The sequence below is a fragment of the Pseudooceanicola pacificus genome, assembly GCF_009789075.1.
GTDB classification, from domain to species: Bacteria; Pseudomonadota; Alphaproteobacteria; order Rhodobacterales; family Rhodobacteraceae; genus Pseudooceanicola; species Pseudooceanicola pacificus.
In genome coordinates, this window is record NZ_WNXQ01000010.1 from 16,117 (window position 1) to 29,153 (window position 13,037).

The window sequence follows — 13,037 nt, forward strand, 5'->3', positions numbered from 1 at the left end:
ATCGGTGATCTCATTCTCTGACTTCGGCCTCTTCCGGTGAAAGACGCGCAAACGCAGCGCCGTCACTCGGGTCCGTGATGCCGGAAACTCCGAGGTTTCATCGAAAATGCGGAAAAGGCGCAGTTCAGAGGATGCGCCACCCCGAATGTCAGGGCTTTGAGCGGCGCAGCGTCGAATTCTTGCCCCCCGAGCCCGGGTAGTCCTGTGCGGAAAACCCCGGGGGCTTATCAGGATATGGGGATGGCCCCCCTGAATTACCATCATCATCCGACTGGATAGGCACCCGATCAGGTCATCTTGTCGGTCCAGACCACGAATTCCAGCAGCGTGTTCGGCCCGAAGGTCTGCGTCAAAGGCACATCTGCGGCATCCCTGCCGCGCCCGATCAGGATCCGCGCCAGTCGCGGCGTGTTGTTGCGCGGATCAAAGACCCACCAGCCACCGTCCAGATAGACCTCCATCCAGGCCGCGAAATCCCCGGGCGGATAGGGTTCGGGCTCGCCAAGATCGCTCAGATAGCCCGTGCAGTAGCGGGCCGGAATGTTCATGCAGCGGCAGAAGGTTATGGCGAGATGGGTGAAATCGCGGCACACGCCGGTCCGCCCGGCCAGGGTCTGGGATGCGGTGCGGGTCGCGTTTGCCGCCATATAGTCGAAAACCACGGTCTGGTGGACAAAATCGCAGATCGCCTGGACCCTGCTCCACCCGGGCTCTGTGTTTTCGAACAGCCGCCAGGCCTGGTCGGACAGAAGATCCGTGTCGCAGTACCGGCTGCCAAGCAGGTAGACGAGCGTATCGAACGGCAGATCCTGCACCGCGTGCTGCGCCGCATCCGGCGCGACGGGGTCCAGCATCCCGCTGTCCCGGAAAATACCATCCGAGGACAAGGTGAATTCGCCCGCCGGCGCAACCATCCGCGTGCACCAGTTCCCGAACCCGTCGCGGTAGCTTTCCAGCGGGACACTGGGAGAGGTCACCAGATAGTCGGCGCGCTCCAGATCGCCGAAGCGCGAGTAATGCACATTCAGCATCGCAATCATCGGCGTCGGCTGGGTGAACTCGTACCGCAGGCGGCAGCCAATGCTCATGCGCATGCCGGGCGTTTGGGACGGGTCGGATAGGGGCAGATTATCGTTCAAGCGCGCAGACTCCATCAGTCAGTTGAAAACCGGGATCACAGGTCCAGCGGTTGCCGGATCGGTCGTAATGGGCGTTCTCGGGCAGCTTGATCGCGACGCAGCTGCGATCCTGGCGCTCGTATCCGCGCTCGCACCGCCATCCCGGCCCGTAGGTATCCGTGTCCAGCAGGGCGTTGGCCGGCAGCAGGACGGCATCGCAGCGGCCAGCAACCTCTACGAACCCTCGTTCGCAGCGCCATCCATCGCCGTAATCGGAATTGGTCAGGTAACCGTTTTCGGGCACCGCAATCGGAACGCAGGCGCCAGCGTCCACGGTGAAGCCGCGGTCGCAGGTCCAGCCGGTGCCCCCGGTGCTTTCGGTGAGGAAGGCGTGGTCGGGCAGGACGATCAACACGCAGCTGTCACGGTCCTGCCGATACCCGCGTTCGCACTGCCAGTCGTAACCCGAAGACTGCAGGAAGGCATTGGCGGGCACGGGGATCGCTTTGCAGGATGTCCCGCCCGATTCCTTGTATCCGCGCAGGCATTGCCACCCCGCCCCGTAGGATCGAGCCGAGGCATAGGCATGTTCCGGGATGTCGATGGCAATGCAGTCCGCGCCATCAATCCGGTAGCCGAGGTCACAGTTCCACCCCCCGCCATAGCTGCGCGGCTGCGCATTCGCCGGGACCGGCCCGGTCCCGTCCTGGGCAAAGACCGGAAAGGCGAGAGAGGCGATCATGCCGGCCATCGCAATCAGCTTGACCAGAACGCGCCCGGGGGAGCGGCCTTTGGGATGCCAGCGGTGTTTCATGCAATCACCCTTCGCCTTCGGTGAAGGAACGCCTGCGCGCGGGCCCCGGACGGCCAGCCGCTCGTGAACCGGGCGGTGCCGGCATCCGGGAACCGTGCCATGCGCAGGCCCTACAGTTCGATCTCGGCAAGGCAGGCCTGCGCGATGTCGCGGTCAGGGGCATCGCTGCCGGGCACGGTCGCCCAACCGGCATCCATCAGCGCATCGCGCCTCTGATAGGTCGAGGCCGCCTTGATCGTGGCCAGCTTTGTGGTGCGCTCGGGATCGGTGCGTGCCATTTCCAGGCAGACCGGCACCATGGCGGTGACGACATCGTCATGGGCCATGGTCATGGCACGGTCGCTCGACGTGCTGCCGGTCACCCAGCCGCCCCAGGTAAAGCCGACGACGCCGACAAAGATCCCGCCGATTACCGCGCCATAGATACCGGGTTTGAGCCATTCGGGAGTGTTCATTCAAAGTCCTCCGACGGGGAAAGCGCCGTCTCGCTATTTTGGGTCGCAGTTCCTCGGTCCAGGCCAAGCAGCGTTTCCAGGTCGCGCTCGCTGGTCGATCGCAGTTCGACACGTCCCGCCCTGCGTCCCCTGCCGCGAACGGTCAGAAACGTCGCCGTCCGCCGGTAGGCCGCAAAGCTGAGGCCCTCCAGAAGCTCTTCGTGAACGGTCACGTCGTAGTCGCCGGCGGGCAGTTCGTCCGTGTAGCCGGACAGCACAAACGGGTGTTGAAAGGTCACGGTCGAAGTGGTCGAGCGCATGGCCATACTGGTCTCCGTGCTGCCTGCAGAGGTCCAGCACCGAGCGCGCCCCGTGGATCCGGGGAAGAGGCTCGGCCTGCTGGCATCCACACTTCTACGCGGTGACGGACAGACAGGCCCTGACCCATGTTAGCTTGGCGCGCAATGGCAGGCCCGCAGGCACGACCTGTGCAACAGCATGGCACCGGACTGATCTGCGTCAGCCCGCGTGGGCCCGCAATCGTGCAGGATGCAGGCAATCCGAAACCGTGGCCCCCGGTCCTGGCGCACCCAGCCAGTTGGCCCCCGGCCCCGCCGCACTCGGGACCCACCAGACAAGGACACGACGATGACCGCTGCCGCTATCCTCAGCCCACTCGACCACGCCGCACACAAGACCCGCAAGCCCTCTCCGCTGGACCTGGACACCCTCTGGGACATGGAAGAGCGGTTCTGGACCAGCGGCGCCGACAATGCCCGCGCCACGACGGCCGATTACGCCGTCATGATCTTTCCCTATCCGCCGGGGATCATTCAGGGCGACCAGATCTGGCATGGCCTCAAGCGCAGAACCGGCTGGCGGTCGGTCGCAATGGCCGAGCGCAGGGCGACGCAATGCGGCGATATCGTCATCCTCAGCTATCGCGCCTCGGCCGAAAAAGCCGATGTGCCGATCTACGAAGCTTTCTGTGCCTCGACCTATCTGAACGATGCGGGCAGCTGGTTGCGCACGTCACATCAGCAAACGCCGGCCGTCTGAGCGGCGCGCGGCGCCCCGTCTTTGCGTGAACTGACGGCGGGGCCGCTTCCGGTCGGACTTCGGTGACGCAAGCCACGCCCGTGATGGCGGGCCAGCGCAACAAGCGCTCGGCCCGCGCGTTACCTCAGGCGTTTTCCACCGCGGGTCCGGGCGTCACGACCCTGTGTTCGGCCCATTGCCCAGCGTGCCGTCCCCGATCCGCTGGTACATGTCCAGCAGGGCCACGATATCGCGGTCGCGGTAGCCCAGGCCAAGCGCCATCTGGTACATCTCGCGCACCAGCGAGGCCATCGGCATCGGCTGTCCCAGACCGCGGGCGACCTCGACAGCCAGCGCCACGTCCTTTTCCCCCAGCTGCATCTTGAACCCGGGGTCATAGTTCCGTTTCAGCGCATTCGGGAAACGCTTGGTGAAATGATGCGAGCGCCCGCCGCTCTGCGACAGCACATCGTAGAGCCGTTCGGGATCGACCCCGGCGCGGGTGCCCATGGCAAAGGCCTCGGACGCCACCAGCACATTGCCCATCGTCATCACGTTGTTCACCAGCTTCACCACCTTGGCGGTGCCCACATCGCCGGTGTGCAGCAGCGACGCGCCCAGCAGTTCCAGCACGGGGCGGGCGGCGTCGATATCCGCCTCGGCCCCGCCGACCAGCAGCACCAGCGACCCGGCGCGCGCCTCGGCCGGGCCGCCGCTGACAGGAACGTCCAGCGGGCGCAGGCCACTTTCGGCGCAGGCCGCGGCGAGGTCCTTCATCGTATCGGGGTCGATCGAGCTCATCTCGACCACCAGCGCGCCGGGTTTCGCATGGGCCAGCACGCCGCCCTCGGCCATCCAGGCCGTCCGCACGATCTGCGAATTGGGCAGGCTGCAGACGATCACATCGGCATCGCCAACCGCATGGGCCAGGTCGTTTGTCGCCTCCAGCCCGTCGGCCCGCAGGGCGGTCACGCTCTCCTGGCTCAGGTCGTAGCCGGTCACCTCGCACCCGGACTCGTGCAGCCGCCGGGCCATGTTGCCGCCCATCAGGCCGATGCCGACCACCGCGATCTTTCCGTGCATTGCGATCCTCCCTTTGCCCTGCGCCCAAGGCTAGAGGCACGCCCGCGGATTGTCATCCGGCCCGGTCGCGCCCTGCGCGGAAACTGGCGCCCCGGCGATGCGGGACGCAAGCAGATGACATCAGCGTGGCGGGCCGGGTCAGCCGTGTTCGAGCACCGGCGGGGTTGTCGCGGGCTTGGCCTTGGGGTCTTCCGGCGCCGGTTGGTGCCGTTTGCTGCGGCCAAAGAGGCGCTGCACCACGACAAAGAAGAGCGGCACGAAGATCACGCCCAGCACGGTGCCGGTGAGCGTTCCGCCCAGCACGGCCGTGCCCACGGCGGTACGCCCGCCCGACCCCGCCCCGGTCGACAGCGCCAGCGGCACGACGCCCAGGGAAAACGCCATCGAGGTCATGATGATCGGCCGGAACCGTTGCCGCGCGGCGGTGATCGTGGCGTCCAGCAGCTTGTCACCGGCCTCATACCGCTCGCGCGCGAATTCCACGATCAGGATGGCGTTCTTGCCGGTCAGGCCGATCACCGTCAGCAGGCCGACCTGAAAGAAGACGCCATTCTCGAACCCGAACCAATAGGCCCCGAACAGCGTGCCCAGCACCCCGATGGGCATCACCAGCATCACCGACAGCGGGATCGCCCAGCTTTCGTACAGCGCCGCAAGGCAGAGGAAGATCGCCGCCAGCGACAGGGCGTAGAGCAGCGGCGCCTGCCCGCCGGATTCGCGTTCCTCCAGCGACAGGCCGGTCCATGAGATGGCATAGCCCGGCGGCAACTGCCCGGCGAGGCGCTCCATCTCGGCCATGGCCTCGCCCGAGGCGACGCCGGGCGCCGGAGAGCCCTGGATCTGCATCGAGGGGATGCCGGAATAACGGGTCAGGCCCTGCGGCCCGTACTGCCAGCTTTCGGAGGTGAAATTGGCAAATGGCACCAGCTCGCCCGAGGCATTGCGCACCCGCCATTTCCGCATATCGGATGGCAGGGCACGGGCCCCGGCCTCGCCCTGGACATAGACCCGCTTGATCCGGCCGTTGTCGTTGAAATCGTTCACGTATCGCCCGGCCCAGGCAATCGAGAGCGTGTTGCCCACATCCGCCGGGGTCACCCCAAGCGCACCGGCCGCCCGCCAGTCGATATCCAGCTTGAACTGCGCCGCGTCCTCCAGCCCCGAGGGGCGGGCCGAGGCGATCAGCGGGCTCTGCGCCGCCATGCCGAGCAGCTGGTTGCGGGCCTCCAGCAGTTGCTCATGGGTCTGCCCGCCAAGCGCCTGCAGGTAGAAGTCGAACCCCGAGATATTGCCCAGCTCGGGCACCGCCGGGGGCACGATGGGAAAGACGAAAGCGTCCTGGATCTGCGAAAACGCCCCGAAGGCACGCCCCGCCACGGCCTGCGCGCTCTGGTCCGGGCGGGGGCGGTCCTCCCAGTCCTTGAGGCGGATGAAAGCCAGGCCCATGTTCTGCCCCTGCCCGGCGAAGGAGAACCCGACCACGCCGAAAGAGGAATCCACGTTCTCGGCCTCGTTGTTCACGAAATGCGCCTGCACGTCCTCGACCACGGCCAGGGTACGTTCGGCGGTGGCGCCGGTGGGCGCCTGGATCAGGGTCAGCAGGATGCCCTGATCCTCGTTCGGCAGGAATCCGGTGGGCGTGTTCATGAACAGCCACCCCAGCCCGCCACCCAGGGCGAGGTACAGCACGATGATGCGCAGCGGACGGCGGATGACATAGCCGACGGTGCCCGCATAGCCCCGGGTGATCCCGTTGAACCCGCGGTTGAACCAGGCCAGCGGACCGCGCCGCTTGCCCGGCCGCTTGGGCCTGAGGATCGTCGCGCAGAGGGCGGGTGTCAGCGTCAGTGCCACCACCACCGACAGCAGCATGGCCGAGACGATGGTGATCGAGAACTGGCGATAGATCACCCCCGTCGAGCCGCCGAAAAAGGCCATCGGCACGAACACCGCCGACAGCACCAGCGCCACGCCGATCAGCGCCCCGGTGATCTGGCCCATCGACTTGCGCGTCGCGTCGCGCGGGGACAGGCCTTCCTCCTCCATGATCCGCTCGACGTTCTCGACCACCACGATGGCGTCGTCGACCAGCAGGCCGATGGCCAGCACCATCGCCAGCATGGTCAGGGTGTTGATGGTAAATCCGAATGCGCCCAGGATCGCGAATGTCCCCAGGATCACGACCGGCACCGCCAGCGTGGGAATGATCGTCGCGCGGAAGTTCTGCAGGAACAGCAGCATCACGAGGAAGACCAGCACGATGGCCTCGAACAGGGTCTTTTCCACCTCGTGGATCGAGATCTCGATGAACGGGGTGGTGTCGTAGGGGATGACGTATTCCACGCCCTCGGGGAAGAACTGCGAGAATTCTTCGATCCGGGTTTTCACCAGCTCTGCCGTATCCAGCGCATTGGCGCCCGAGGCCAGCTGCAGCGCCATGCCCGATGCGGGCTTGCCGTTGAACCGCGCGATGGTGGCGTAATCCTGCGCCCCGATCTCGACCCGGGCGACATCCTGCAGCAGCACAAGCCCGCCATCGGTTTCGGCGCGCAGCACGATGTTGCGGAAATCCTCGGGCGTGGTCAGCAGGGACTGCGCGGTGATCGTGGCGTTCAGCTGCTGGCCCTCGACCGCGGGCAGCGTGCCAAAGGCCCCGGCCGAGATCTGCGCATTCTGCGCCGAGACCGCGTTGACCACATCCGAGGGCGTCATCTCGAACGCTGCCAGCTTGGACGGGTCCAGCCAGATCCGCATGGCATATTGCGCACCAAAGACCTGCGCGCCGCCGACGCCCTCGATCCGGCTGAATTCGTCGACCAGGTTGGTGTTCATGTAATCCGACAGGTCGGTCTGATCCAGCCGCCCGTCCGACGAGAGCAGCGCGATCACCATGAAGAAGGAGGACGAGGCCTTTTGCACCCGCACCCCCTGTCGCTGGACCACCTCGGGCAGCAGCGGCGTGGCCTGGGCCAGCTTGTTCTGCACCTGAACCTGCGCCACGTCGGCATTGGTCCCGGCCTCGAAGGTCAGGGTCAGCGACGAGGTCCCCGCCGAGGTCGAGTTGGAGGACATGTAGCGCAGGCCGTCCAGCCCGGTCATCTGCTGTTCGATCACCTGGGTGACCGTGTTCGCCACCGTCTCGGCCGAGGCGCCGGGATAGACCGCCGAGACCTGGACCGAGGGCGGCGCGATCTGCGGATATTGCGCGATCGGCAGGGTCAGCACCGACAGCAGGCCGACCCCCATGATCAGGATGGAAATCACCCAGGCAAAGACCGGACGGTCGATGAAGAAACGTGCCATGATGTGCTCTCCTGCGCCGGGCGCGGCGGGGTCAGTCGGAAACGGTGGCGGTGTCGGCGGCAGGGGTGGGGGCGGGGGCGCGTTCCTCGGCGGTGACGGCCATGCCGGGGGCGACCTTCTGCAGGCCGGCCACGATGACGCGGTCACCCGCGGCCAGCCCCTTGCTGACCACCCAGTTGGACCCGCTGTCGCGCAGGATCGTCAGCTCGCGCGATTCCACCACGCCCTCGGCCGTCACCACCATCGCCACCGGGCGGCCGCGCCGATCGCGGCTGACGCCCTCTTGCGGGACAAGCACCGCATCGGGGATATCGCCCTGCGGCATCTCGACCTGCACATACATGCCGGGCAGCAGGAACTGGTCGGGGTTCGGGAACTGCAGCCGCAGCACGATAACGCCGGTCTGCTCGTTCACATGCGGTTCGGCCGCCGACAGCTTGCCGGTGTGCTCGTATGTCTCGCCATCCGCCAGGCGCAGGGTGACCTCGGCATTCTCGTCCTCGCGCAGCGTGGTGCTAGACCTGCGCCAGCGCAGGATCTCGGCCGCCGACTGGGTCACATCCACATTGACCGGGTCCAGGCTGCGGATCACCGTCAGCGCCGTCGCCTGGCCGGATGTGACAAGCGCCCCCTGCGACACCTGGCTCAGCCCCGCCGTGCCGGCAATGGGCGCCCGGATCACCGTGCGCTCCAGGTCGATCTCGGCGGCCAGCACATTGGCCTCGGCAACCTTGACCGCAGCCGCCGCCACATCGCGCTGCGCCAGGGCGTCGTCCAGGTTCTGCTGGCTGGTCACAGCACGTTCGCGCAGGGTGGCCTGACGCTCGGCCTCGCGCGCGGCGGATTTCTCCTGCGCCTCGGCCTGGGCCAGCTGGGCATCCGCCGCCGCCTTGGCCGCGCGATAGCTGGCATCGTCGATCCGGTAGAGCGCGTCGCCCTTTTCGACCGGCTTGCCCTCGTCGAACAGCCGTTCGGTGATCAGACCGCTGACCTGCGGCCGCACCTCGGCCACGCCCGAGGCATTGACGCGGCCCGGCAGCGTGGCCGTCAGGGTGACATCCTCCGATTTGAGCGTGACCACGGTCACCGCCGGCGGCGGACGCTGCCCGCCCTGCTGCGCCACCGCCTGCGAAGCGAGCGTCAGCGAAAACGCCGCCACGGCGATCAGCCGGAGGGGTCTGGAATACGATCTTGGGTGCATGGCGAGGCTCCGGGAATGCCTTCAGGCGCGGTCGCGCCGTAACTCTGGCACCGCGATAAGGAAACTTTACGGTTTTGTAAAGTTGACTTATTCTGCAACTGCGAGAAAGATGGCGGCAGTGGTCAGGAGGAGGTCATTCATGGCGCAGGATCCCTGCGACAGTGGTGAAAGGGCGCGCCGCCGTGGCCGCCCCGTGCAGATCGACCCCGAACGCCGGGTGGAGCTTGTCCTGAACGCCACCGCCACCCTGCTGTCCGGGCGCAGCCTGGGCGATGTGACGGTGTCGGATATCGCCGCCGCAGCGGGCATGTCGAAACGCACGATCTACGCCATGTTCGACACGCGCGAGGCGCTGCTGTCGGCCTGCTTCACCCGGATCCACGAAACGATCCTGCGCCCGCTCGACCCCGAAGAGCAGGCCCTGCCCCTGCCGGAACGGCTGCGGCTGCTGCTGACCCTGCACAAGCCCAAGGGTATGGAATCCACCTCGCTGGAATGGCTGCGCTCCATCGTGGCGCAGGCCCGCACCAATCCTGATCTCGCCCGGCCCGGCATCCGCTCGCGGCACCTGTTGCTGGCCCGCATCTGCGCCGAGCTGCGGCGCGAGCGTGACGGCGGCGGGCTCGACCTGACGGACCAGGGGATCGAGGAATGCGGCACCATCCTGATGGACATGGCGTTTGAAAACGCGCTCACCTGCCTGCTGGACCCGCAGGCCCGCCCGGGCCCCGAAACCCGGGACCGCAGGCGCGACCTGGCGATCGCGATCTTCCTGGACGGGATCGCCGGTTACCGGCCGCCGGACGGCTCAGGCACCTGATCGCCGGCCATGTCCTCGTCAGGTGCAACATCGCGGGTGGCCCAGACATTGTCGAGCGGCGGATCGGGCAGTTCCTGTGCCGTATGTTCGCGGTGGATATGCACCTTGGCCACGAAATGGGCCGAGATCGGCGCCGTGACGAACAGGAACGCCATGATCAGCAGCTCGTGCAGCGAGCCGCCGTCGGTGGCGAAGTGGAACAGGATCGAGGCGATCAGCATCGCCCCCACCCCCAGCGTCCCCGCCTTGGTCGGGGCGTGCAGGCGCGGCATCGGCGTGTCCAGCTTGACCAGCCCGTAAGAGCCGACAAGCGTGAAGATGGCGCCGATCACGATGGTCAGGGCGACAAGCCCTTCGATGACGGTTTCCAGGGTCATTCGATGATGTCCCCCCTCAGGACGAACCGGCAATAGGCCACGGTCGAGACAAAGCCGAGCATGGCGATGATCAGGGCGGCCTCGAAATAGATCTGGGTGCCGCCGGCGATCCCCAGCAACACGATCAGCGCCACGGCGTTGACCGACATGGTGTCCAGCGCCAGCACGCGGTCCCCCACGCCGGGGCCCAGGATCAGGCGGACCATCGACAGGATCATCGACAGCCCGACGCAGGCAAAGGCAAAGATCAGGGCGTATTCGATCATTCGAAAATCTCCTTGAGCCGGCGTTCATAGCGCTGCTTGATCTCGTCCCGCACGGCATCCGGGTCCGGCGCGTCCAGCGCATGGACCAGCAGCGCATGCCCCTTGTCCGAGACATCGGCCGAAACGGTGCCGGGTGTCAGCGTGATCGTGCCCGCCAGGATGGTGATCGCCTCGGGCGAACGCAGGTCCAGCGGGATGGCGACCCAGCAGGGCCGCATGTCGGCATTGCGCTTGAACAGCACGATGGCGGCAACGACGACATTGGCGACGATGATGTCCCACAGCACGATCAGCACGTATTCGGCCAGCAGCAGGGGGCGCGGGGCGCGCGGGCGGTCCGGCCAGTAGGCGGCGGTGACAATGGGGATCACGGTGCCCAGGATCAGGCCAAAGACCACGGTGCCCAGCGACAGCCCGTTGATCAGCAGGCACCAGACGATCACCAGCAGCAGCGTCAGCAGCGGGTGCGGGAACAGGCGGCGGAACAGGTGCGATACCATCAGTGGCTCTCCTTGCTGCCGGCCGCGGTCCCGTGCGTGTCGCTGCCGTGGTTGTCATCGCCGGCTCCGTGATCCTCAGCGCCGTCCGTGGCATGGTGATCCACGATCTGCTTGCCGGGGGTGTCCAGCACGGTCGCGACATAGGGCGCCGGGTCGAACAGCTGCGCGGCGGTTGCGGCGAGGTAGCGGTTCACCGGCCCGGCGGCCAGGGTCACGCCGACCAGCAGTGCGATGAGCAGGCCGATGGCCACCATCGGCAGCGCCGGTTCGGGCTCCACCGGGTCGTGCAGCTCGCGCGCGCCCTGGCTGTCTTCGGGATCGTCGACGCTGCCGGGGTGGGCGGCCTCGATCTCGTGCCCCTTCCAGAACACCGTGCTGCCCGCGCGGGCAAAGCCGACGACGGCGACCAGCGACGAGCCCAGGACCACGGCCCAGACCCACCACATCAGCGGCGTGCCGGATGCCGCGTCCAGGATCAGCAGCTTGCCGACAAAGCCCGACAGCGGCGGCAGGCCGGTCATCGCGATGGCGGCGGCAAAGAACAGCCCCGCCACCAGCGCCCCGCCGGGGATGAGCGGCGCGGCCTCCAGGTCCACCCCGCGCGACTTGCGCCGCTCGCGCACCACGTCGACCAGCAGGAACAGCGCCGCCGTCGCCAGCGTCGAATGGATCGCGTAGTAGAGCGCGGCGGCGATCCCTTCGGGCGTGAAGACCGCGACCGAGGTGAGCAGCATGCCCATCGAGCCGACCACCGCAAAGGCCACCGTCCGGTCCAGGCTGCGCGCGGCCAGCACCCCGGCCATGCCAAGCGCCAGCGAGGCGAGCGCGGCGGGCAGCAGCCATGTGTCGAACAGACCCTCGGTCACCGCCGTGCCCGGGGGGAAGACCAGCGTGTAGAACCGGATGATCCCGTAGGCCCCGATCTTGGTCATCACGGCAAAGAGCGCGGCCACCGGCCCCGGCGCCATCGCATAGGAGGACGGCAGCCAGAAGTGCAGCGGCAGCAGCGCCGCCTTGATCGCAAAGACCAGCAGCAGCAGCACCGCCGCGACCCGCAGGCCCGCCGTTTCATCCGCCGCCGCACCCGCGACGCGCTGCGCCAGGTCGGCCATGTTCAGCGTCCCCGTTTCGGCGTAGATCGTGCCGAGCGCGAACAGGAAGAGGGTCGAGCCGAGCAGGTTGTAGATCATGTACTGCAACCCGGCGCGCAGCCTCTCGGTCCCGCCGGAATGCAGCATCAGGCCGTAGCTGGCGATCAGCAGCACCTCGAAGAAGACGAAGAGGTTGAAGGCGTCGCCGGTCAGGAAGGCGCCCATGATCCCCATCAGCTGGAACTGGAACAGGGCGTGGAAATGCCGCCCCCGGTTGTCCCATCCGGATCCGATGGCATAGAGCAGCACCGGGATCGCCAGCACCGCGGTCAGCAGGGCCATCAGCGTCGACAGCCGGTCGGCGACCAGCACGATGCCGAAAGGCGCGGCCCAGTCGCCCAGCTGGTAGAGCGTGATCGTCCCGTCCGAGGCGCGCCAGGCCAGCCCGGCGGTGAGGCCCAGCAGGGCGACGCTGCCGGCGAGCGAGAACACGCGCTGCAGCAGGATGTGGTGACGCACCGCCAGCACGATCAGCGCGGCCAGCATGGCGGGCAGGACGATGGGGGCTACGATCCAGTGGGTCATGCCTTGCCCTCCGTCCCGGCATTCCGGCGGGCGGTGTCGCTGCCCATCTCGCCGCCCGCGTCCCTGCCGGCGTCGAACAGGCCACCCGGCCGGTCGTCGATATGGTCGTCATCGGCGCTGAGATAGGCCGAGACGGCGATCATCACCACCACGGCCGTCATCCCGAAAGAGATCACGATGGCCGTCAGCACCAGCGCCTGCGGCAGCGGATCGGTATAGGAGGTCACGCCGTCGGTCAGGATCGGCGGCTGGTTCACAACCAGCCGACCGCTGGCGAACAGGAAGATGTTCACCGCATAGCTCAGCAGCGAGGTGCCGAGGATCACCGGAAAGGTCCGCAGGCGCAGCACGAGGTACAGCCCGGCCGCAGTCAGGAACCCGATCGAAGAGGCAAGCAGCAATTCCAT

General features: G+C 67.1%; 14 protein-coding genes. 2 read left to right on the plus strand and 12 right to left on the minus strand.

The features are described from left to right. Positions 1–287 precede the first annotated feature (287 nt). From GLS40_RS14970 to GLS40_RS14985, 4 genes are all read right to left on the minus strand, one after another. Positions 288–1,094: a transglutaminase-like domain-containing protein gene (locus tag GLS40_RS14970; protein ID WP_160383555.1), complete on the minus strand. Its 807-nt coding sequence runs from the start codon at positions 1,092–1,094 to the stop codon at positions 288–290. Between the two features lie 34 nt (positions 1,095–1,128). Then, a complete protein-coding gene (locus tag GLS40_RS14975; protein WP_160383556.1) occupies positions 1,129–1,932 on the minus strand; it encodes a hypothetical protein in 804 nt (267 codons plus the stop codon). Between the two features lie 110 nt (positions 1,933–2,042). Next, a complete protein-coding gene (locus tag GLS40_RS14980; RefSeq protein ID WP_160383557.1) occupies positions 2,043–2,387 on the minus strand; it encodes a hypothetical protein in 345 nt (114 codons plus the stop codon). Beyond that, entirely contained in the window at positions 2,384–2,692 is a 309-nt protein-coding gene (locus GLS40_RS14985) for a hypothetical protein (RefSeq protein ID WP_160383558.1), read from the minus strand. Before GLS40_RS14985 ends, GLS40_RS14980 begins: the two co-directional genes overlap by 4 nt. 322 nt (positions 2,693–3,014) lie before the next feature. Here GLS40_RS14985 and GLS40_RS14990 point away from each other — a divergent pair, with 322 nt between their 5' ends. Next, positions 3,015–3,425 (plus strand): hypothetical protein, encoded by a 411-nt coding sequence (locus tag GLS40_RS14990; RefSeq protein ID WP_235905947.1) that lies wholly within the window; start codon positions 3,015–3,017, stop codon positions 3,423–3,425. Positions 3,426–3,578: 153 nt separating this feature from the next. Here GLS40_RS14990 and GLS40_RS14995 read toward each other — a convergent pair whose 3' ends face one another. From GLS40_RS14995 to GLS40_RS15005, 3 genes are all read right to left on the minus strand, one after another. After that, on the minus strand, positions 3,579–4,487 hold the full coding sequence (locus GLS40_RS14995) for an NAD(P)-dependent oxidoreductase (protein ID WP_160383559.1): 909 nt from the start codon (positions 4,485–4,487) through the stop codon (positions 3,579–3,581). A gap of 138 nt (positions 4,488–4,625) precedes the next feature. After that, on the minus strand, positions 4,626–7,790 hold the full coding sequence (locus tag GLS40_RS15000) for an efflux RND transporter permease subunit (RefSeq protein ID WP_160383560.1): 3,165 nt from the start codon (positions 7,788–7,790) through the stop codon (positions 4,626–4,628). A gap of 31 nt (positions 7,791–7,821) precedes the next feature. Beyond that, positions 7,822–8,991, minus strand: a complete 1,170-nt coding sequence (locus GLS40_RS15005; RefSeq protein ID WP_160383561.1) for an efflux RND transporter periplasmic adaptor subunit — start codon at positions 8,989–8,991, stop codon at positions 7,822–7,824. A 139-nt stretch (positions 8,992–9,130) separates the two neighbouring features. Here GLS40_RS15005 and GLS40_RS15010 point away from each other — a divergent pair, with 139 nt between their 5' ends. Then, positions 9,131–9,811: a TetR/AcrR family transcriptional regulator gene (locus GLS40_RS15010; protein ID WP_160383562.1), complete on the plus strand. Its 681-nt coding sequence runs from the start codon at positions 9,131–9,133 to the stop codon at positions 9,809–9,811. Here the strand turns inward: GLS40_RS15010 and GLS40_RS15015 are convergent. From GLS40_RS15015 to GLS40_RS15035, 5 genes are read right to left on the minus strand one after another with little or no spacing between them, the layout of a single operon-like run. Then, positions 9,781–10,188 (minus strand): Na+/H+ antiporter subunit G, encoded by a 408-nt coding sequence (locus GLS40_RS15015; protein ID WP_160383563.1) that lies wholly within the window; start codon positions 10,186–10,188, stop codon positions 9,781–9,783. The two genes, GLS40_RS15010 and GLS40_RS15015, sit on opposite strands and share 31 nt — an antisense overlap. Next, positions 10,185–10,454, minus strand: a complete 270-nt coding sequence (locus GLS40_RS15020) for a K+/H+ antiporter subunit F (protein ID WP_160383564.1) — start codon at positions 10,452–10,454, stop codon at positions 10,185–10,187. Before GLS40_RS15020 ends, GLS40_RS15015 begins: the two co-directional genes overlap by 4 nt. Then, positions 10,451–10,954, minus strand: coding sequence for a Na+/H+ antiporter subunit E (locus GLS40_RS15025; RefSeq protein ID WP_160383565.1), 504 nt, complete (start codon positions 10,952–10,954; stop codon positions 10,451–10,453). Before GLS40_RS15025 ends, GLS40_RS15020 begins: the two co-directional genes overlap by 4 nt. After that, positions 10,954–12,630, minus strand: a complete 1,677-nt coding sequence (locus tag GLS40_RS15030) for a monovalent cation/H+ antiporter subunit D (RefSeq protein ID WP_160383566.1) — start codon at positions 12,628–12,630, stop codon at positions 10,954–10,956. The genes GLS40_RS15025 and GLS40_RS15030 overlap by 1 nt, the downstream gene beginning before the upstream one ends. Then, the gene (locus GLS40_RS15035) at positions 12,627–13,037 is read right to left on the minus strand and encodes a Na+/H+ antiporter subunit C (protein ID WP_160383567.1); all 411 of its coding nucleotides are present in this window, start codon (positions 13,035–13,037) and stop codon (positions 12,627–12,629) included. The genes GLS40_RS15030 and GLS40_RS15035 overlap by 4 nt, the downstream gene beginning before the upstream one ends.